This is a genomic window from Asticcacaulis taihuensis (assembly GCF_900100255.1).
Lineage (GTDB): Bacteria > Pseudomonadota > Alphaproteobacteria > Caulobacterales > Caulobacteraceae > Asticcacaulis > Asticcacaulis taihuensis.
In genome coordinates this window covers 696,178-716,111 of record NZ_FMTS01000001.1, presented here as the reverse complement: position 1 = coordinate 716,111, position 19,934 = coordinate 696,178, and the positions used below count along the sequence as shown (strand labels likewise).

The following is a 19,934-nucleotide window of genomic DNA, read 5'->3' as shown; positions in this document are numbered from 1 at the left end:
GGGTTACTCTCTCACCGGAAGTGTAAAGAAGAAGAGGGTGCCTTCTCCGGGCCGCGACGTAAAGCCTATATCGCCGCCAGCCATCCGGACAAATTTCCGGCAGATGGCCAGGCCGATGCCGGTGCCGGGATAGTTTTCCTTGCGGTTGAGGCGCCGGAACAGGGTAAAGACCTGTTCGGTATGGGCTTCATCCATGCCGATACCATTGTCACGGATGAGAAACCGCCACATCTGGCCGTCGCGTATCGCCGAAATATCGACCTTGGGCGGCCGATGGCCGTCCTGGAATTTCAGCGCATTGCCGATAAGGTTCTGCAACAGACTGAACGAGGGTAGGGCTGGTGATGAGGACCGGCAGTGGGCCGGTGTTTACGGTGGCGGAGGTGCGGATGATGGTATCGGCAAATTCCGCCAGGACCGATTGCAGCACGGCATTGCAGTCGACAGCCTCCGTCTCGACCGGCTCACGGCCGATCTGTGAAAATGTCAGGATATCGCTGATCATCCGGCGCATGTGTTCCGCGCTGTCGCGGATCTTGCCGACATAACGCATGGCTTCGTTGTCAGACAGCACGCTTTCGGCCTCGGCCAGAAAACTGGCATAGAGGTTCATCATGCGGACCGGTTCCTGGAGGTCGTGCGAGCAGATGAAGGCGAAACGCTCCAGTTCCTCATTGGACTGCCTGAGAGTGGCGTTGAGCTTCAGAACCTCGTCATGCTGGATATAGAGGTCGAAATAGAAGGTCAGGCCGATGGCCGCCAAGGCGATGATGGCGGACAGTCCGAGCAGCAGCCACAGGCGTGCCAGGTCGGCATGGCTCCTGGCTTTCAGCAGTCGCTCCAGTTCATCCGTCGTGGCGTGCCACAGGGCGTCCGTCGAAGACATGAGCGCGGCATGAGTGGCTTTGAGCTTGCCGAGGTCGGCGGCCGTGGGCCGATTGCCAGCGGCAATTTGGCTGGCCATTCTCTCAGCCTGATCGTGGAAAGCATTCTCCGCCGCATTGAACCGGGTCAGATCAGGTGTGACTGCCGCCGATACCTTGCCATCCGGATTGCCGCGGATGGCTGAGGCAATCGAACTGCGGCTGTTACTGGCTGCCAGGTCAAGCAGGGCGATTTCGCTATTGAGGCTGGCGGCGTTTTCAGTGAGCCCCCCGGTTGCGGTCTTCGCCAGCAGGTCCATGACGGCCGCGCTGTGAACGTCCGTGTCCGGCAGCAGGTTCACCGCCGTATTCATAAGGTAATAGCTGTCGATATGCGGGTCGAGGGTCAGGTTGGAGGCATCAGCGATCTGCGTCAGGAAGGCGCGGCCGGCGGCTGTGGTCTGGGCGCGGCCTGCCGACCTGTCGTCCAGAACCTGCATGAAGGCTTCATAATCAGCCTGAAGGGCGAGTTTTCGGTTCAGCCGTTCAGCGGCGGCGGCGAGTGTATTGCCTTCGGGCGGCTTGCCGGCGTCAATCGCCGAAAGCAGCTCCCGGACCGGGCGCAGGTAGGCAACGCCCAGGCGTTCCTGGTCGGTGAAATGAATGGCCTTGAAGCTTTGGTTGGCGAACAGGACCGCCAGCAGGAGCAGGGGAGCGCAAAGGGCAGCGACAATCAGCGGCAGTTTCCGATATTGCCTGATCCGACTGAACGCGACCATGACCCCTGATGCACCCCGATGCCGCCGCACTCGCTTAGAATGTGCATCTGTTTTGTGAACTGATTCTAAGGCCGGGACACGGGCAAAAGCCATGCGGGAGGAAGAGGTGTTATCTTATTCCTTGTTCGTGAAAGAGAGGGCTCGATGCAACTTATCTGATGCCGTGTGGCAAGACAGATGCGAAAGTTACCAGAATCTTTTTCTGGAAAATGCCTGGCCGGAACCAGATTTCAAATATTTCTCGAAATCGACAGCGCGTTGTTTGTCCGCGAAGGCATGATAACTCACAATTTCCCAAGGGACATATTTCGACGTATGTGTTGACCCGCCACTATTATGCTTGGCAAGGCGTTGCTTCAAATCATCGGTAAGGCCAACATACGTCTGACCTGACGATGACAGGCTTCTGATCAGGTAGACATAGTGCATTTTAAAATGTCCCCCTTCGCTAAAGCTTCGGGCGACACGCCTTCGCCGAAGGAAGCCTTCTGGGTGGCTTGCCACCCGAAGCCTTGGCGAAGGGTGGTGGACGCGACAGGGATTGAACCTGTGACCCTTCGCGTGTGAAGCGAATGCTCTCCCGCTGAGCTACGCGTCCGAACCAATGCAGGGAGCGGCGTCTTAGCCTGCGTCAACGCCCGGCGCAAGCGCTTTTCTATTTTATGCCCGTGATTTGAGACAAGCCTGCACCGCCGCCGGCAGGTCGCGGTAATGATCGAGCAGGGCATCGGCGTTCAGTTCGGTAAGGGGACGTTCGCTATAGCCGTGGGTAAAGAGGATGCTGGGCACATCTGCGGCTTTCGCCGTCAGGAAGTCGGTTTCCGAGTCGCCAATCATAATGGCGCGCGCCATATCGCCGCGCATCTCATCGATGCAGGCGCGCAGGTGACCGGCGGCGGGCTTTTTGTTGGGGACGACATCGGCGCCCTTGATCGAGCCGAAACGATGCGACAGGCCGATGGTTTCGATCAGCTTAACCGCCAGATAGTTGGGCTTGTTGGTGCAGACGGCGAAGCGCGCACCGGCGGTTTCCAGCGTATCCAGGGCCTCGACCAAACCGTCATAGATGACGCTGTGGTCATTGATATGCTGCTCGTAATGCTCCAGAAGGCGGTTCAGCAGGGGCTTTTCCTGCTCGGCGGCCAGGGGGGCGCCGGCCAGCGCGAACCCGCGGCGCAGAAGCTCCATGGCGCCGCGGCCGATCAGCGGGCGGGCCTCGTCGAGATGGTAGGGCTTCACGCCTTGTTCCTGCAAAACGACGTTCAGGGCATTGATGATATCGGGCGCGCTGTCCACCAGCGTGCCGTCGAGATCGAAAGCCAGAATGTAACCGTCGAGATTCATTTTATCCAAAGCCGTTTTGTCGTTTCGTTCGGGTTCGCTTTGGGCTAAATCGGCCTGAGTGGCAAACGAAAAGAGTCGTCAAATGAGTGTTACAAGGCGCGCGGCGGTCATTCTGGCGGCGGGGCAGGGCACACGGATGAAGAGTCCGCTCCCCAAGGTGCTGCATAAGATCGGCGGCCGGACCATGCTCGATCGGGCTATTGATGCGGCCTATGAGGTCGGGTGCGAAAAGGTCATAGTGGTCGTCGGCAATCACAGCCCGGCGGTGCGCGAAACGGCGACAAGGCGCGTGGGCGCGGACAATATCGTCACGCAGGACCCGCCGATGGGGACTGCACACGCGGTCAATGTGGCGCGTGAAGCCCTGGCCGGATTCGACGGCAAGGTGATCGTCACCTATGCGGACTCTCCTCTGATGGCGGCCAGGGTGCTGGAACCGGTTTTTGCGCTTGAGGCCGACATGGCGGTCCTGGGCTTTGAAGCGGTTGATCCGGCGGCCTATGGCCGTCTGGTGCTCGATGGCGATAAATTGAACGCCATTGTCGAGATGCGCGAATGCACGCCGGAGCAACTGAAGATCAGGGCCTGCAATTCTGGCGTCATCGCCTGTGACCGCGAACTGCTGTTCTCGCTGCTGGCCGAGGTGAAAAACGAAAACTCCAAGGGCGAATATTACCTGACCGATATTGTGGGTCTGGCGCGGGCGCGGGGCTTGCAGCCGCGTGTGACCTTCGCCGAGGAAAACGAGGTGCTGGGCGCCAACAGTCAGGCCGAACTGGCGGTGATCGAAAAGGTCTGGCAGGACGGGGTCCGCAAGGCGTTTATGGATAATGGTGTCCATATGCCGGCGCCGGAAACGGTCTTCTTTTCGTATGACACCGAGATTGCAGCGGGCGTGACCATAGAGCCCAATGTCGTCTTTGCCGAGGGCGTGACGGTCGAGACCGGGGCGGTGATCCGGGCCTTCTCGCATCTCGAAGGCGCCAAGGTGGGCGAGGGGGCTTTGATCGGCCCCTATGCCCGTCTGCGGCCTGGCGCCGATATCGGCAGGCACGTCCATATCGGCAATTTTGTCGAGGTCAAGAACGTGACGATTGGCGACGGCGCCAAGGCCAATCATTTGAGCTATCTGGGCGATGGCAGCGTTGGTGCGGGCTCGAACATCGGTGCGGGCACCATCTTCTGCAACTATGATGGCTATTTCAAATACAAGACGAACATCGGTGAACGCGCCTTTATCGGTTCCAATACTTCGCTGGTGGCGCCGGTGACCATCGGCGACGGCGCCATGACCGGTTCCGGCTCTGTGATCACCGCCGATGTCGCGCCGGGCGCTTTGGCGTTTGAACGGGCGCAACAAATTGAAAAGGCAGGCTGGTCGACGGCCTTCCGTGAACGCAAGGCCGCTGAAAAGGCGGCAAAAGGTAAGAAGTGATGACAGCAGACGAACAGAAGAAACAGGTTGGTGATGCTGCCGCCGAGTATGTGAAAGACGGCATGAAGGTCGGCCTCGGCACCGGTTCGACGGCCGCCTGGTTCGTCAAGGCGCTGGCCGAGAAGGTCAAGGCCGGCATGAAACTGACCCTGGTTTCAACCTCGATCCAGACGACGCAACTGGCCGAAAGCCTGGGGTTGGTGATCAAGGATATCAATGATGTCGGGGTGTTGGACCTCTGTGTTGATGGTGCGGATGAAGTCGGGCCTGGCCTGGCCCTGATCAAGGGCGGCGGTGCGGCCCTGCTGCGCGAGAAGCTGATCTGGGAGCAGGCGAAGTCCTGTATCGTCATCGCCGACGCCGCCAAGAATGTGCCGTTGCTGGGCAAGTTTCCCTTGCCGATCGAGGTCGAACCGTTCGCCTGGAAGGGCACGGTCAACCGGATTTCCGATGTGCTGGTCGATTTCGACATCAATATGATGCCGAAGGTGCGTATGAAAGGAGAGAGCCACTGGATTACGGACGGTGGTAACCTTATCTTTGACGTGGCTTGTGGGGCAATCCATGAGCCGGCCGGGCTGGCGCATGAACTGAAATCGCTGACCGGGGTTGTGGATCACGGCCTGTTCCTCGATCTGGCGGATATTGCCCTGATCGGCGGCGAGGACGGCGTAACGGTCCTGCATCCGTAACATTATCGCGGGTGCTCCGCCGAAAGTATCGATATGACAAAGTACGACTACGATCTGTTTGTTATCGGCGCCGGTTCAGGCGGGGTGCGCGCGGCGCGTCTGGCGGCGCAACTTGGGCTGAAGGTGGCCGTGGCCGAGGAGGATCGCCCCGGTGGCACCTGCGTGCTGCGCGGCTGCGTGCCGAAAAAGTTCATGGTCTATGCCTCGGAGTTTTCCGAACAGGTCCATTATGCCAAGGGCTTCGGCTGGAACGATGCGTCGATCGGCGCTTTCGACTGGCAGAAATTCAAGGACACCAACAATGCCGAGCTGACGCGTCTGTCGCAGATCTATACCGCCAACCTCGTCAAGGCCGGGGTCGAAGTGATCGCGGCCCATGCGGCCTTCAGGGACGAGCATCACCTCATCCTGACCACCAAGCAGGGCGGGGAACGTGTTGTTTCGGCAAGGAATATTTTGATCGCCGTTGGCGGCTGGCCGTTCCTGCCGCAGCACTGCCCCGGCGTGGCCGAACACGGCCTGACTTCCAACGACATGTTCAACCTGCCGGAATTGCCGAAGTCGCTGGCTATTGTCGGCGGCGGCTACATCGCGGTTGAATTTGCCGGCATCATGCACGGCCTGGGCGTCGACGTGACGCTCCTTTATCGCGGCCAGAAAATCCTGCGCGGCTTCGATGACGATGTGCGCGATCACCTGGCCAGCGAAATGGCCCTGCGCGGCATCAAGATCCGCACCCAGCTTGATCCGGTGGCGCTGAAAAAGATCGATTCTGGCCCAAAAAGCCAAATGGAAATCAGCCTGAATGACGGCACGACCATGCTGGCCGACCAGGTGCTCTATGCGTCTGGCCGCAAACCGAAGACCGAGGGCCTGAACCTCGACGCCATCGGTATCACGCCGGACGTGCATGGCGCCGTGCCGGTCGATAAATATTCACGCACCAGCCACAAGCATATCTATGCCATCGGCGATGTCACCAACCGCGCCAACCTGACCCCGGTAGCCATCCGCGAGGCCATCGCCTTTGTCGAGACGGCGTTCAAGGACAATCCGACGGCGTTCGATTACGAAAATATCCCGACGGCCGTTTTCTCGCAGCCGCAGATCGGCACGGTGGGCCTGACCGAGGCAGAAGCGATCGAGCAGGGGCTCAAATACGATGTCTTCCAGACTCGCTTCCGGCCGATGAAAACAGCCTTTGTGCAGGGCGAAAGCCGGGTCTTCATGAAACTGATCGTCGAACAGAAAAGCGATATCGTTTTGGGTGTCCATATTGTTGGCGGCGAGGCGGGTGAAATTATCCAGTTGGCCGGTATCGCCGTGAAAGCCAGGCTGACCAAGGCGCAATGGGACGCCACCTGTGCCGTTCACCCGACAGCGGCCGAGGAACTGGTGACGCTGAAAGACAAAAGGGCATGACGCAGGACAAGCTGGGGCTGTTGAGCGCCGATCGGAACAAGAGCCTCTGGCGGCGGACCCGTGAAGGCTATATGTCATGGGTGCTTTATGGCGGCCTGACGATCTTCGGCCTGTGGGCCTATGTTTCGACAACTGGCCTTCCGGCGCTGCTTTTGCTGATCGGTCTGCTGAGCCTGGGACATCTGTTCCGGTCGCACGGCTCGTGGAGAACCTTCGCGCCCTTTATCGCGCTGACCGCCTTATTGCTCCTGCTGGGCCTGCTGCGTTCGGATTTTGCCGAGGCGGTTATGCGGGGTGTGCCTTTGGCTGAGGCATATAAGGGCTCACAACTGGTCATTACCGGCGATGTCACCATCACCGTGCCCATGGTGCTGTGGGTGATTGCCTGGGCAAGCATTTTTGGCGCCCGGTCGCTGAGTGATGCCCGTGCCTACGCACTTTTCAAGTGGTTCGCCTATGTTCTGACGGCCCTGGCCGTGGTTCAGTTCATGGAGGCGGTGAGCCATTTCGGACTGCGCCAGATGTTGAGCGCCAATGTGTCGAAAAGCCGCGACAATATGCTGATCGTCGGCTTCGCCAATACCAATTGTGCGCTTTTGATGATGTTCTGGCCGCTGGTCATGATCCAGATGGCACGCGGCAAGCCCGTAACAGTCGCTGTGACGGCTGTGGCCCTGATCGCCGCGGGCTTTGCCAGTGACACGAACGCGCAACTGCTGGCCCTGGCGGCCTCGGCGGCGGTATTCTTCGCCGTGAAATACTGGCCAAGGGCTTTGAAGGGCCTTGCGCCGGAGCGGGTGATGGCCGTCTTGAGCCTGATCCCCATGCTGCTGTTTCCGGCTATTATATATGGCCTGATGCAGAGCGGCCTGGCGCAGAAGATCAAGACCGACCTGCTGCCATCGTGGGCGGCGCGTATCGATATCTGGACCTTTGCTGTCTCCCGCGCGCTGGAAAAGCCGATCTGGGGCTGGGGATACGAGACCTCGCGCCGCTTCGACCCGATGATCCCCAACCACCCGCATGACATGGCCCTACAAGCCTGGCTGGAACTGGGGCTTCCGGGGTTGGTTCTGCTGGCTGCCTTCTGGTTCTGGCTGTTCTGGAGCATGGATGTGCGGGGGGAAGTGGTTGAGGAAGAAGCGCGGGCCGACGGATTGCGAGCCTTGGATCACAAGAGCCATGCTCCCGCCGAGGGCAATCTCGCCCTGCGCTTCCGGCCTTACCTGATGGCTCAGGCGACGTGCTTCCTGGTTATCGGCACCATCAGTTACGGGTTGTGGCGGGCGTGGTTCTATTGCCTGGGCGCTTTCGCCGTCATGGCGGCAATCCTGGCGGTAAAGGCAGCGCGGCAAAGCATAAAGTTACGAATTTAACTACAAGTGCCGGACTTTACAGACAAAATTTCAGCCCTATATGTATCTCGTCCGGTTTCAGTGTTGAGTTTGGCCGGTTTAGAGTTTAAATAGAACAATGAAAAAGACATGGTCCCCCCAAGACTGGCGTTCCCTGCCAGCCCTGCATATTCCGGATGATTATCCGGATGCTCAGGCTCTCAAAGCTGTTGAAAGCGAGCTGTCGCACCTGCCGCCGCTGGTTTTTGCCGGTGAAGCCCGTCGCCTGACCTCGGCGCTCGGCAAGGTGGCCGAAGGCAATGGCTTCCTGCTGCAAGGCGGGGACTGCGCTGAATCCTTCAAGGAATTTTCCGCCGACAATATCCGCGATACCTTCCGGCTGATCCTGCAGATGGCGGTTATCCTGACCTTTGCCGGCGGCAAGCCGGTGGTCAAGGTTGGCCGCATCGCCGGTCAGTTTGGCAAGCCGCGCTCTTCGGCCATCGAGACGATTGATGGCATCACCCTGCCATCCTATCGCGGCGACAATATCAATGGCATGGAATTCACGCCTGAGGCGCGCATTCCCGATCCGTCGCGTCTGATCAAGGCATATCATCAGTCCTCGGCCACGCTGAACCTGCTGCGCGCCTTCGCGCAAGGCGGCTATGCCGACCTGTATAATATTCATAAGTGGACGCTTGGGTTTGTTGCCGGTTCGCCGCAGGGTGAGCGGTATCGCGCCCTGGCCGACAAGATTTCCGAGACCCTGAGCTTCATGTCGGCCATCGGCATCACGCCGGACCGCCAACCGGAAATCCGTCAGGTCGATTTCTTCACCTCGCATGAAGCCCTGCTGCTCAATTACGAGCAGGCCATGACCCGCGTCGATTCCACTTCGGGTGACTGGTACGACACCTCGGCCCACATGCTGTGGATCGGCGAGCGTACTCGTCAGCTCGATGGCGCCCACGTCAACTACATGAAGGGCATCAAGAACCCGATCGGCGTCAAGGCCGGCCCGACCATCGAGCCCGATGACCTGTTGCGGCTGATCGATACGCTCAATCCGGAGGGCATTCCGGGCCGCCTGACTGTGATCGGCCGCTTTGGTTCCGACAAGGTGGGCGAACGCCTGCCGCGTCTGATGGCGGCCACCAAGAAGCATGGCTCGCCGGTCATCTGGTCGATCGATCCGATGCACGGCAATGTCGTCAAGGCCAATAACGGCTACAAGACGCGCCCGTTCGACCGCATCCTTGCGGAAGTGCGGTCCTTCGTCGATATTGCGGCATCGGAAGGCGTTCACCCCGGCGGTATGCACCTGGAAATGACCGGTCAGAACGTGACGGAATGCACCGGCGGCGCCTTTGCGCTCAGCGAGGAAGACCTGCAGGACCGCTATCATACGCATTGCGATCCGCGCCTCAATGCCGATCAGGCGCTGGAACTCAGCTTCCTGGTGGCCGAGCGCCTGCACAGCCTGAAATCGGCGGCCAGCAAGGCGGCCTGATCCGCCGCCTGGCCCGAATATCAAACCCGGCCCCCGGTCCGGGTTTTTTATTGGCGGTGCGTGGACCGTGATCACAAAATCGGCTACAGAGCCGGGCATGACAACCCTGATCTCCCGGATTGAGCCTCAAACGAGGGCGGCGTTTGCCGCCCTTTTTCGACTGTCGTGGCCGGTGATTGCCTCGCGAGTCGGCGTCATGCTGATGGCGCTGATGGATACCATCATCGTCGGCCAGCATAGCTCGGCGCAACTCGGTTACCTGACCCTGGCCCAGGCGCTGCACTGGGTGCCGGCCCTGACCTCGATGGGGTTGTTGATGGGCGTACAAGTCAAGACCTCGCATTTTATCGGCGCCGGCGACCTGCACCGCGTGGGGGCAGTCTTCCAGCGCGGCATCGGCTATGCCCTGATGCTCGGTATCGGCTTCATGGCGCTCCTGCTTCTGGGTGGCACGCATTTCCTGGGGCTGGTCGTGAAGCCCGACATGGTGGCGGGCGCGCACTTGCCGCTGATCCTGTTCGCCTGTTCGATCCCGGTCTTCCTGCCGGGGCAGGTCGGTTCGCTATTTCTCGAAGCCCTCGGCCGCACACGCGATACCCTGATAGCCACATTGATTGCCAATGCACTGAATGTCGCTCTGCTTTTGCTGCTGGTGCCGGGACATGTTACCCTGTTCGGCATCCATTTCGAGGGGGCCATGGGAGCGGCGACCGCCACCCTGATCGCACGTGGCCTGCAATCCGCGGGTCTGCTGATCCATATCCTGCGCCTGAAGGAAACAAAGCCGTTCGACCTTCTGGGACGCCAGGAAAAGGATCATCATGGCGCCGCCGAGCAACGCCATGTCGGCTATGCCACGGGCGCGGCCTATTTCATCGAGGTTGGCGCTTTTGCCGGTATGACGATGTTTGCTGGCCATATTGGCGAGATCGAAGTGGCGAGCTGGACCATAGTGCTCAACTATGCCAGCGTCGTCTTCATGGTGCCGATGGGGCTTTCCGCCGGCTGTTCAGTTCTGGTCGGCAAGGCGTTTGGCGCCGGTGATTTTGCCGCCCTGGCGCGCATGGGACGGGTCAGCTTTATTTCAGCCGGCGCCTTCACGACGGCCGTGGTGATTTTTACCGCGCTATTTGCTGGCACGATATCGCGCTTCTACAGCCATGATCCGCATTTGCTGCCCAATGTGAAGATGGGCCTGTTGCTGTCGTGCTTCTTCTTTATCCCCGATGGCCTGCAGGTGGTGGCGGCCCAGGCCCTGCGCGCGCGCAGGGACATACTGGCGCCGACGGTCATCCACTATGTCTCCTACGGGGCGATCATGCTGCCGCTGGGCTTCGTGTTCAGCATCGTCTTTGGCTGGGGCGTTGCCGGGCTCGTCTGGGCCGTGGTGGCGGCCTCGCTGATTTCCGGCACCTTCCAGACAGCCCGCTTCCTGTGGCTTGACCGGCGCGCGGCCGTTATGCCTGCGGCTTGACGCCATCAACCAGCAGCACGCGATAATCGGCGCCAAGCTGCCGGTGTTTCATGGCTTCCTGATAGGCCGGTGATCCATGCCAGGCGCGGGCGTGGTCCATGTCGTCGAATTCGAGAATGACGATGCCGTCGGCTCCCGGCCCTTCCAGGGCTTCATGGGCGCCATAAAAAGCCAGTTGCCGGGGTGGATTGTCGCCGCGGGCCTTGCGGGCCAGTTCGGCGTAGATCGCCATTTCGGCCGGATCAGTGATGCGGTCGCGGATCATGATGACATAAGCGGTCATGTAGTGTCCTTTTATGTAGGGCGTGGAGCGAATAATATGACCGCCGAACCGGCCAGGCAAAGCATAAGACCGGCAAGGTCCCACAGGTCCGGGCGCTGTTTTTCCACCCACCACAGCCAGCCGATCGAGGCAGCGATATAGATGGCGCCATAGGCCGCATAGGCGCGCCCGGCGGCCGGTGTATCGATGAGCGTCAGGAGCCAGGCGAAAGCACAAAGGGACAGCGCGCCGGGGACCAGCCACAATGGCGATTTCCCCAGCTTGAGCACGGCCCACAGGCTGTAACAGCCGGCGATTTCGGCGATGGCGGCGAGGATATAGACGACGAGGGGCTTAAGCACCCAGAATCCAGCCTTCCTCGGTGGCGGCGGTGGCCAGATCGCTTTCGCTCAAGCCTTTCGGCGCGGCGAACAGGGCACCCAGTTGCCCCTTGTCGTCGGCCTCGGCCAGGGCCTGCGCCGCCACACGCACGCCGGTGGCGTCCTTGACTTCGCCGGGTTCGGCCTCGCCCTCGAACACCGCCGGATAGACCTCGGCGATCAGGGTGGAAAGCCCGTCCAGCGCGGCCTCGTCGAGCGCACCGAAACCCGTCTGGAAGGGCCAGATTTTCGCACTGTCGCCCAAACCTTCCGCCAGCGCCTTGAAGGCGGGGATGCCCAGCATGGTCTGGCCGGCCACCACGCCGGCGCCGTGCATCTGCCACAGGCTCTTGGTGGCCTGGGCCTTCTTGTGCGCCTTGCGGGCGGCCTCTTCGGTCAGGCGAAATTCGGGGAAATCGCCAAGGCTCTCCGGCTTGAGCGTGGAAAGCCACTTCTGTGCGTCGCTCTTCGGGCAGCCCCAGAAGGGCCAGGCTTCATCGGTCATCAGGCGGTTCATCTTGGCCGCCACCTGGAAGCGATTATTCTTGTTGTCGGGCTTGTCGACAATGTTTTTGGCCAGGAACGCCCACATGCCTTGCCAGTCTCCGTCCTTCACCTGAAGGCGTGACGCCGTGCCGCGCGGGAAGCCGAGTGCGAAATCGAGGCCCAGGAAGACGCGATCGCCGCGCTTGTGGAGATCGCCCAGGATTGTCTTCAGCAGGGTGATGGCTTCGGCGCGGGTGGCCGGATTATGAGCTTCATAGGAAAGACGGAAGCGGATATCGCGCTTCATCACGCCAATCCATACCGAGGATTCGCCGGTCTTCTTGCCTTCGGCGGCGCTGTAGTCAACAATTACATAGGCGCCAAACAAACGTGTCACAGGCAAAATCTCCCAGTCCATCCAGAGGTCGGTTCACCGACATCCGGCAAGTGCGAGCGGTAAAAAGTTCGCCCTGTTTAGACCCGATAAGCGTGGCGAAAAAGCGGTTTATGTGGCTTTGCACAATTTATGTAGCGTAAATTGTATTCCATTTTTGCCGCGAAGCGGTTTAAGCAGATACCCATTAACGACAGAAGAGATTGTCATGGCTGAAGTTTTGCGAGTGGGCGTCGTGGGCGCCGGTGTTTTTGGCGGCTATCATGCCAATAAATACAAGCAGGCTGAGGCCGTGGAGTTTGTCGGTATTTATGATCTCGACAAGTCGCGGGCCGAGGCCCTGGCGGCACAGCATGGCGTCCGGGCATTCGGCGGCGATGAACTGGCCGAATTCCTGTCTCTGATCGATGCCGTCACCATCGCCACGCCTGCCTTTGCCCATGCCGCTGTCGCGCTCAAGGCGCTGGAAGCCGGGGTTCATGTCTATAGCGAAAAGCCGCTGGCGATTACTATTGCGGATGGTCACGCCATGGTCGATCTGGCGGCGGAAAAGGGGCTGGTCCTGGCCTGCGGGCACCAGGAGCGCGCGGTTTTCGAGGCCATGGGTCTTTATGATGTGCCGGAAATACCCCTGCGCCTGGAGGCGGTGCGCAATGGCACGGCCTCGACGCGCAATCTCGATGTGTCCGTCGTGCTCGACCTGATGATCCACGATCTCGACCTGGCCCAGAGCCTGGCCGGCGCCGGACCGGGCGGAATGCGGGCGACCGCCCGCTATCGCACGGATGAAGGCTACAAGGCAGTCGGTGCGGATGAGGTTACAGCCGAGGTGGAATTCGAGAACGGCATGATGGCGCATTTCCGGGCTTCCCGCATGGCCGAGGCCCGCGAACGCACCATGCGGATCGTCTATCCCAGCGGTGAGGTCAATATCGACCTCTTGAACCGCAAGTTCGAGAACAATACGCCGTTTCGCCTGAATGCCGATTTCGCCGAGGCGGATATTGCCAAAGACCCGCTGGGCACCAGCGTGTTCCGTTTTCTGGATACGGTCAGGGGCGTGCGCGCAACGCCGCTGTGCACTGGCAAGGATGCCCTGAAGGCCCTGATACTGGCGCTTTCGATTGATGAGGAAGTGGCGCCGGAGCCCAGCGAGTACAGCGTCTACTGAGTTCGGCCTTTGAATATAATGCCGAAGGTGAGGACGCCGAAGGCGGCGGTCATCAGCCAGTAGGCATATTCGCTTATATGGGGTACGGGGCGGAAATGGCCGATCAGGCTGGCCATGACCAGCGCCACGGCGATGAAAAACAGCAACAAGGTAAAAGCCGAGAGCTTCATAACCGACGCGAACCCACCCATCTGATTTATTCAGATCGCTATACGCCTATTTGTTCAAACAATTGTGATAAGATCAATGGCAAATTAACCCAAGTTGGGTGCGCTGCCGCAATAATCTTGACGCTCAGATCGCCTTGGCGGTGAAAAGCAGTTCGTGCAGTACCGTCACAGCCGAAAACATCGAAACGGCCAGCAGCATACGGGCCACACCAAGTTCTTCCGGCGCAAAAGCTGTGCGGCCTTCGATGATGGCAACGAAGGGGATGATCGAGGTCCGGCGCTTGATCGAGGCATAGGTGTCTCCCATGAGTGCCATGCGCTTGCGGTCGATATTATTGGCGCCCAGGGCGCACAGGGCCAGCATGGAGCCGAAGAAAATCCACGCCGCGAGATTACCATTGCAGATGATGTGGGTGAGGGCCCAGATGCCGATGCCGGCCAGGATCGGGTGACGCGAAATCCGTACGATGCCATAGACGGTCTTGTCCGGCAGTTGGCGCAGGGCCATCAGGTTGGTGGGCGAAGGCGTGACAATGCCGACCACCACGAGCAGGAAGGCCAGAAAATTACCGAACAGGCCGATGACACGCAGGAAGGTTTCCGATTTCCATAGCACCACATTCATCGGGTCGCTCAGGGCGATGCCGAAGGCGATGATCATCCAGGCCAGGCCGCCGGTCGATAACAGGGAGAAAAGCACATAATAGGCGACCCCGCCGATCCTGGCGATGATCTGGTCTTTCATCGTCGTGCCGCTGATCATCAGATGGATGCAGAGGAAGAAGGCGCACGCCAGTGCCAGGGTCCACATGAGGTCTAAAGTCTCCGACCGGTCTCAATATTCATTACGCCTAACATGGCGATACGGGGAAGGCCATGCTCAAGCGCGCAAGGCGGTGGAAAACGGGTTGATCAGATATAGGGGATAAGCGGCGCGTTCAGCACATCACCTTCCGGTCTGGCCGGCGGCGCGGAGGCCGGCGGCAGGGCCGGGCTTGCCGCCGTCGCCATGGGTGGCGGTGCCGGCGGCGGGGTAAGCGATGGCGCCGGCACGAAGTCGGGTATCCGCACAGGCGCCGCGGCCGCCGGTGCGCCGATGACCGGCTGGGGGGCGCTGATCGTGCGGCGCAGGACCGCCTCGACATGGTAGAACCATTTGCGGACATTGTTGATGGCGGCGCGCGGCCCTTCGGCGCGGGCCGTCAGTGTGTCGTTCGGATCCCAGACAACCAGTTCGAAACTGGGGAAGGCGGGATCATCCAGCACCAGCCGCATGGTGACGCGATGTACGGTGGGAGCGATGTCGTCCAGCATCATATGCGGGCCGCTGCGCATCACCCGACCGATCACCTTGTCGTCGACAATGACCTCCATGCCCATGAGCTGCGACATCTTGTAAGGGCGGTGCGGCTTCTTGCCGAAATCTTCGACAATGATCAGGCGGTCGCCGGCGAAGGAACTGGCGGCCGCCGCCTTGCGGACCGGTTCCAGCACCATGACATCGGCCTTATAGGTCTCCAGCCCGTCACGCAGTTCGTCTTCCAATTTCCTGGGCTGCTCGACGCGCGAGTCATAGACGCGGTACAGCACGACCAGAATGGCCAGCACGGCCGCTGACAGAATGATAATTGTGGGCAAATAGGTCGGCAAGGCGAGGTTACCTGTAGCGGCTATTGATTTATCTACAGGAAGTTAACCACGATTTTCGTGGCGCGTTAAGTCTTTAACCGCGGGGACTACCGCTTTTCATCATTATAAGTGTCGTTTGTGTCATCGTCTTCCGCCATATTCTCTGTCGTGTCTTCCCAGGGCGGCAGGTCATTGAAAGACGGTCTGGCGTTCACCTGCGGGGCAGGCTTTCGCACGGGCTCGGCGGTTTTTCCCGCGTCTTCAGGGTAGGGCGCGCGATCATCGACCGGCATACGCTTGATGACGGCATCTATATGCGACAGCCACTTTCGACCGATACGCACGGCCTCGGCCGCGGTCTGGGCATGAACCGGGTTGTGGCTGACATCGCCGAACAGGTTCACCTCGAATTCCGGCGTCTCCACGTCATTGAACATCAGGCGCAGGGTGACTTTCGATGCCTGGGCGTGGGTTTCATTCAGCACACGGCGGCTTTCGCCTTTCTGCGCACGGGCGACCACGCGTTCATCGACGATCAGTTCGGCGCCTTCAATCTCGTCAAAAGCGAAAACCAGCCCTTGCGCACCCGTCTTCCACATGATGGCGAGGTCGCCGGCGGTGAAGTCCAGCCCCGCCGCCTTCTGGCCGCCGAGATCGTAGACCACGGCGTCGGCGGTTTTCCCGAGGGCTGTATTGAGGGCGCGGGCGAGGCGGCGCGACGCTTCAAACCACCACATCAGGCCCGACGCGATCAGGGTCAGTCCGATGCCGGCGAACAGGAAATATAACAGTATACGCGCGGCATGGGCCATCGGACAGATCACGCCAAAAGGGTTATGGGTAACAAACCCTTATTGTGTCGCGGGTGGGTTAAGATTTTGTTGTCAATTCAACGACAACGGGCACATGGTCCGAAGGCTTGGCCTCGTCATGCGTGCGGCCGCGCGTGTCCTTGTGGATGACCACATCTGCCAGGCGGTCGGCGGCCTGCGGGGAGAGCAGGTGATGATCGATGCGGATGCCCTCGTTTTTCGGCCAGGCGCCGGCCTGATAATCCCAGAAGGTGTAGCGGTTGTCTTCAGGCGATCCGGAAAAGGTGGAGTGGGCCTCGAAGGCATCGGTATAGCCGAGGTTTTTCAGGCCCTGATAGGCGCGGCGCACCGCCGGCTGATAGAGGGCGTCATCAAGCCATGGCCCTTCCTTCCACAGGTCGGCTTTTGTCGGTATAATGTTGAAATCACCCGCTAAAACGGTCATTTCTTCAAGTTTCAGCAGCGCTTCGGCATGGCTGTGCAGGCGCTCCAGCCAGCGCAGCTTGTAGGCATATTTGTCGGTATGAACCGGATTGCCGTTGGGCAGGTAGAGGCAGCCAAAACGCACCGGCTCCGGCGCCTCGATCACGGCCTCGATATAGCGCGAATGATCGTCCTGATCGTCGTCCGCTTTCGGCAGCCCGCGCCGGATGTCGCTCATCGGAAATTTCGAAAGGATGGCCACGCCGTTGTAGGTTTTCTGGCCGTGGACGGCGCAATTATAGCCAAGTGATTCAAACGCTTCGATGGGAAACTTCTCGTCGATGCACTTGATTTCCTGCAGGCCGCAGACATCGGGCTGCGCCTCGCGGAACCATTCCAGCAGGAGGGGCAGGCGGGCATTGACGGAGTTGACGTTCCAGGTGGCGAGTTTCATGTGCAAAGGTTTAGCCAGCGTCGCAGGTGAGGGCAAGAGAAAGAAAGCAAGAACCCCCACCACCACGCCTCAAGTGAGGCGCGGTCCCCCTCCCCAACAAGTTGGGGAGGTACAATTGTGAGGCAAACATCTTGTATCTCCCCGGTTTACCGGGGAGGGGGACCGACGCGCTTGCGCGTTGGTGGTGGGGTTTCTTACTTGCTTAAAGAGAGAAACTGGTGCCGCAGCCGCAGGAGGCCACGGCCAGTGGGTTCAGGATCTTGAACTGGGAACCGACCAGTTCCTCGACATAGTCAATCATTGAACCCGCCATCAGGGGGGCGGAGACTTCATCGACCAGGGCCGTGGCGCCCTCATATTCGATACGGCTCTCGTCCGGATTGGCCGTGTCGGTCAAATCAAGCACGTACTGGAAGCCCGAACAGCCGCCGCCCTCGACCATGACGCGCAGCATGACCGGATGGCCGGCTTCATTGCTCAGGGCATTGAGATGTTTCGCGGCGGAGGCGGTGAGGGTGATATTGTGGCTCATGGCGGCAATATGGGCGCATTCGCCGGCAAAATCAGCCCCTCGCGCCATATTTCCCAAAGATTTTTTAGGAAAATCAGTATAGCGACAGGGAAACTAGCTTGCGGAGAGATCATGAAGCCCCTGGCCCCCTTTGCGTCTGACGTCGAAAAGAGCCTCGGCCGCCTCTATCCCGAGGCGGAAAGCCCGACGCGCACCGCCTTCGCGCGCGACCGTGACCGCATCATTCATTCGACCGCGTTCCGCCGCCTGAAGGGCAAGACGCAGGTGTTCGTCGCCAATGAGGGGGACTATTTCCGCACCCGCCTGACCCATAGCCTGGAGGTGGCGCAGATCGCCAGGTCTCTGGCCCATTCCCTGGGTCTGAACGAAGACCTGGCCGAGACCATCGCCCTGTCGCACGATCTGGGGCATCCGCCTTTCGGCCATGCTGGCGAGGACCAGTTGCACGAGTGCATGAAACCGTGGGGCGGCTTCGATCACAATGTCCAGACCTTTCGGGTCATCACCCGGCTGGAAGTACGCTATCCGGCGTTCGACGGCCTGAACCTGACCTGGGAGACGCTTGAAGGTATCATCAAGCACAATGGTCCCGTGAGCCATCACATGCAGGCGCCGTCATGGAAATCCATCGTTGATTTCAATAATCAATGGGACTTGCGTACCGATACTTTTGCCTCGATGGAAGCCCAGTGCGCGGCGCTTGCCGATGATATCGCCTACAACAATCACGATGTCGATGACGGCCTTCGCGCCGAGCTTTTCACCATCGAAGACCTGATGACTGTGCCGCTGATCGGCCCCGCCCTGGCTTCGGTCCAGAAGGACTGGCCATCGATCGACAGCCGCCTTCTGCGCCTGGAAGGCGTGCGGCGGATGATCGGCACGATGATGGCCGATGTGCTGGGCGAGACCGCGCGCCGCCTGAAGGCAGACGGTGTGGAGACCGGTGAGGATGTTCGCACGGCGCGCCGGCAGATGGTGGCCTTCTCAAAGCCGGTCTATGACGATCTTTCCCGCCTGCGCGGCTTCCTGTTCGAGCGCATGTACAAGCACTACAAACTCAACCGCACGCGCAGCCATGCCAAACGGACACTGAAAGAAATGTTCGACCTGTTCATGATCGAACCCGACACCCTGCCGACCGAGTGGTTCCAGCGGGTGTGCGCCAAGGATACCGAAGCGGCGCGTGCGCGGGTGATCTGCGACTACATCGCCGGCATGACCGATGCCTTCGCCATCGACGAGCAGCGCCGGCTTTTTTCCTTCGATGGCTAATACTCGGCCTTTATGAAATCCGGCGGGTAGCCACCAAGCATGGCTTTCAATATGAAGATCAGCGTGAGGATTTTTTGACCAGGAACATGGCGGCGTCCGCTTCACTCAGCCAGGCTTCGGCCGAGGCTTGGGCGGCATAGGCGCGGACGCCAAAAGACCCGCCGGTCTTGAGATACAGGCCGCCATATTCAAATGTGCCCATCATCAGTTCGGCCTCAAGCCGCATGGCCTTGATGCGGGATGATTTTAGGTCGGCATGGCGCAGCAGAATGGCGAATTCATCTCCGCCGATACGGCCGACACTGTCGCCTTCGCGGACGCTGGCATTGAGCGTTTCGGCAACATAGATCAGGGCCGCATCACCGGCTGAATGGCCGTAGGCGTCATTAATGCCCTTGAAGCCGTCCATGTCGAGATAGAGCAGGCAGGCGTCTTCGCCATAGCGTCGGCAATCGGCCATGGCGCGATGTACCTCGCGCAGGAAGGCACGGCGATTGAGGGTAGGGGTCAGGACATCGCTGTCAGCCTGGCCCTGGGCGCTTTGCAGGTGCAGGGCCTGCTGCTGGAGCTGTTCGCGCAGGGACTCGTTTTCCCGCATCAGCGAATCGATCAGCGCCCGCGCCGCTGGCGGCCAGTCGGGCTGGGCGACCAGAGAAGACGGTGAGGCGGTGAGCGGGACAGCCGTTTCCGGACTTTTCGCGCGGGTTTCGCTATGCGGCGTGCTCAGAGCGCGGGGAGCCCCGGCAACTGAACCGGCATCGGGGGCGGAAATCGCCGATGCATCCGGGGCATTGCTCTCAAAATAATGGGCAAGCAGGCTCTGCATCGAGGCGGTGGTGGCGCGCGCCGGCTTTTCCACGGGGCTCTCCGGCGTCTGTGCGGGAGAGGGCGTCATCTCTTGATGATGCGAATCTAGGCCCATTCTTTCCGAGAGTTTTATGATGGTGGCGCTGGTCATTTGAGTGACATATGAAAGCATGGAAGCGGGCTATGCGCAATGCAAGGGAGCACATATTCACACAGCATTTTCCATGGGCTGCCATGGGCTGCCAGGGAACAACCGTGCGCTAAAACCAACAATTTGAGATCA

22 protein-coding genes and 1 tRNA gene are annotated in these 19,934 nt (G+C 60.1%); 8 read left to right on the top strand and 15 right to left on the bottom strand.

The genetic code is table 11. The features are described from left to right. Positions 1-3: 3 nt before the first annotated feature. The 5 genes from BLO49_RS03420 to gph form a co-directional block, all read right to left on the bottom strand. Positions 4-318 carry a sensor histidine kinase gene (locus tag BLO49_RS03420; protein WP_170828186.1) on the bottom strand — a complete coding sequence of 105 codons (315 nt, stop codon included), beginning with the start codon at positions 316-318 and terminating at the stop codon, positions 4-6. Then, entirely contained in the window at positions 209-1,642 is a 1,434-nt protein-coding gene (locus BLO49_RS03415; RefSeq protein ID WP_170828185.1) for a sensor histidine kinase, read from the bottom strand. Before BLO49_RS03415 ends, BLO49_RS03420 begins: the two co-directional genes overlap by 110 nt. Before the next feature lie 186 nt (positions 1,643-1,828). Continuing rightward, on the bottom strand, positions 1,829-2,071 hold the full coding sequence (locus BLO49_RS18705) for a GIY-YIG nuclease family protein (RefSeq protein ID WP_090644176.1): 243 nt from the start codon (positions 2,069-2,071) through the stop codon (positions 1,829-1,831). Positions 2,072-2,165: 94 nt separating this feature from the next. Continuing rightward, a tRNA-Val gene (locus BLO49_RS03405) sits at positions 2,166-2,240 on the bottom strand. A gap of 62 nt (positions 2,241-2,302) precedes the next feature. Then, the gene (gene gph, locus BLO49_RS03400) at positions 2,303-2,986 is read right to left on the bottom strand and encodes a phosphoglycolate phosphatase (RefSeq protein WP_090644173.1); all 684 of its coding nucleotides are present in this window, start codon (positions 2,984-2,986) and stop codon (positions 2,303-2,305) included. 82 nt (positions 2,987-3,068) lie between these two features. Here gph and glmU point away from each other — a divergent pair, with 82 nt between their 5' ends. From glmU to BLO49_RS03370, 6 genes are all read left to right on the top strand, one after another. Beyond that, entirely contained in the window at positions 3,069-4,421 is a 1,353-nt protein-coding gene (gene glmU / locus BLO49_RS03395; protein ID WP_090644170.1) for a bifunctional UDP-N-acetylglucosamine diphosphorylase/glucosamine-1-phosphate N-acetyltransferase GlmU, read from the top strand. Continuing rightward, the gene (rpiA, locus tag BLO49_RS03390; RefSeq protein ID WP_090644168.1) at positions 4,421-5,113 is read left to right on the top strand and encodes a ribose-5-phosphate isomerase RpiA; all 693 of its coding nucleotides are present in this window, start codon (positions 4,421-4,423) and stop codon (positions 5,111-5,113) included. Before glmU ends, rpiA begins: the two co-directional genes overlap by 1 nt. 33 nt (positions 5,114-5,146) lie before the next feature. Further along, on the top strand, positions 5,147-6,535 hold the full coding sequence (gorA, locus tag BLO49_RS03385; protein WP_090644165.1) for a glutathione-disulfide reductase: 1,389 nt from the start codon (positions 5,147-5,149) through the stop codon (positions 6,533-6,535). After that, the gene (locus BLO49_RS03380) at positions 6,532-7,911 is read left to right on the top strand and encodes an O-antigen ligase family protein (RefSeq protein ID WP_170828184.1); all 1,380 of its coding nucleotides are present in this window, start codon (positions 6,532-6,534) and stop codon (positions 7,909-7,911) included. Before gorA ends, BLO49_RS03380 begins: the two co-directional genes overlap by 4 nt. A 97-nt stretch (positions 7,912-8,008) precedes the next feature. Then, positions 8,009-9,382, top strand: coding sequence for a class II 3-deoxy-7-phosphoheptulonate synthase (locus BLO49_RS03375; protein ID WP_090644160.1), 1,374 nt, complete (start codon positions 8,009-8,011; stop codon positions 9,380-9,382). A gap of 97 nt (positions 9,383-9,479) precedes the next feature. Beyond that, the gene (locus BLO49_RS03370) at positions 9,480-10,856 is read left to right on the top strand and encodes an MATE family efflux transporter (protein WP_090644157.1); all 1,377 of its coding nucleotides are present in this window, start codon (positions 9,480-9,482) and stop codon (positions 10,854-10,856) included. On the opposite strand, the gene BLO49_RS03365 is transcribed toward BLO49_RS03370, so the two are convergent. Genes BLO49_RS03365 through BLO49_RS03355 form a run of 3 tightly spaced genes read right to left on the bottom strand, consistent with a single transcriptional unit; the run spans position 10,840 to position 12,381 of the window. Further along, positions 10,840-11,139, bottom strand: coding sequence for a DUF1330 domain-containing protein (locus BLO49_RS03365; RefSeq protein WP_090644155.1), 300 nt, complete (start codon positions 11,137-11,139; stop codon positions 10,840-10,842). The genes BLO49_RS03370 and BLO49_RS03365 overlap by 17 nt on opposite strands. Before the next feature lie 11 nt (positions 11,140-11,150). Continuing rightward, positions 11,151-11,480, bottom strand: coding sequence for a YnfA family protein (locus BLO49_RS03360; protein WP_090644151.1), 330 nt, complete (start codon positions 11,478-11,480; stop codon positions 11,151-11,153). Continuing rightward, positions 11,473-12,381 carry a cobalamin biosynthesis protein CbiG gene (locus BLO49_RS03355; protein WP_090646061.1) on the bottom strand — a complete coding sequence of 303 codons (909 nt, stop codon included), beginning with the start codon at positions 12,379-12,381 and terminating at the stop codon, positions 11,473-11,475. The genes BLO49_RS03360 and BLO49_RS03355 overlap by 8 nt, the downstream gene beginning before the upstream one ends. A 205-nt stretch (positions 12,382-12,586) precedes the next feature. On the opposite strand from BLO49_RS03355, the gene BLO49_RS03350 reads away from it, so the two are divergent. After that, positions 12,587-13,549 carry a Gfo/Idh/MocA family protein gene (locus tag BLO49_RS03350; protein ID WP_090644148.1) on the top strand — a complete coding sequence of 321 codons (963 nt, stop codon included), beginning with the start codon at positions 12,587-12,589 and terminating at the stop codon, positions 13,547-13,549. On the opposite strand, the gene BLO49_RS18345 is transcribed toward BLO49_RS03350, so the two are convergent. The 6 genes from BLO49_RS18345 to BLO49_RS03320 all read right to left on the bottom strand — a co-directional run bounded on the left by BLO49_RS18345 (position 13,543) and on the right by BLO49_RS03320 (position 17,617). Next, complete coding sequence (locus BLO49_RS18345) at positions 13,543-13,719, bottom strand: hypothetical protein (protein WP_170828183.1); 177 nt, start codon at positions 13,717-13,719, stop codon at positions 13,543-13,545. The two genes, BLO49_RS03350 and BLO49_RS18345, sit on opposite strands and share 7 nt — an antisense overlap. Positions 13,720-13,843: 124 nt before the next feature. After that, positions 13,844-14,530 (bottom strand): NnrU family protein, encoded by a 687-nt coding sequence (locus BLO49_RS03340; protein ID WP_090644143.1) that lies wholly within the window; start codon positions 14,528-14,530, stop codon positions 13,844-13,846. Positions 14,531-14,631: 101 nt separating this feature from the next. After that, entirely contained in the window at positions 14,632-15,369 is a 738-nt protein-coding gene (locus tag BLO49_RS03335) for a hypothetical protein (protein ID WP_090644140.1), read from the bottom strand. Positions 15,370-15,455: 86 nt separating this feature from the next. Then, complete coding sequence (locus BLO49_RS03330; protein WP_090646058.1) at positions 15,456-16,160, bottom strand: hypothetical protein; 705 nt, start codon at positions 16,158-16,160, stop codon at positions 15,456-15,458. Between the two features lie 58 nt (positions 16,161-16,218). Next, a complete protein-coding gene (gene xth, locus BLO49_RS03325) occupies positions 16,219-17,037 on the bottom strand; it encodes an exodeoxyribonuclease III (RefSeq protein ID WP_090644137.1) in 819 nt (272 codons plus the stop codon). 202 nt (positions 17,038-17,239) lie between these two features. Then, positions 17,240-17,617 carry a HesB/IscA family protein gene (locus tag BLO49_RS03320; RefSeq protein WP_245678839.1) on the bottom strand — a complete coding sequence of 126 codons (378 nt, stop codon included), beginning with the start codon at positions 17,615-17,617 and terminating at the stop codon, positions 17,240-17,242. Between the two features lie 63 nt (positions 17,618-17,680). Here BLO49_RS03320 and BLO49_RS03315 point away from each other — a divergent pair, with 63 nt between their 5' ends. Beyond that, positions 17,681-18,844: a deoxyguanosinetriphosphate triphosphohydrolase gene (locus tag BLO49_RS03315; RefSeq protein WP_090644135.1), complete on the top strand. Its 1,164-nt coding sequence runs from the start codon at positions 17,681-17,683 to the stop codon at positions 18,842-18,844. A gap of 58 nt (positions 18,845-18,902) precedes the next feature. On the opposite strand, the gene BLO49_RS03310 is transcribed toward BLO49_RS03315, so the two are convergent. Then, complete coding sequence (locus BLO49_RS03310) at positions 18,903-19,703, bottom strand: GGDEF domain-containing protein (protein WP_245678838.1); 801 nt, start codon at positions 19,701-19,703, stop codon at positions 18,903-18,905. Positions 19,704-19,934: the final 231 nt, after the last annotated feature.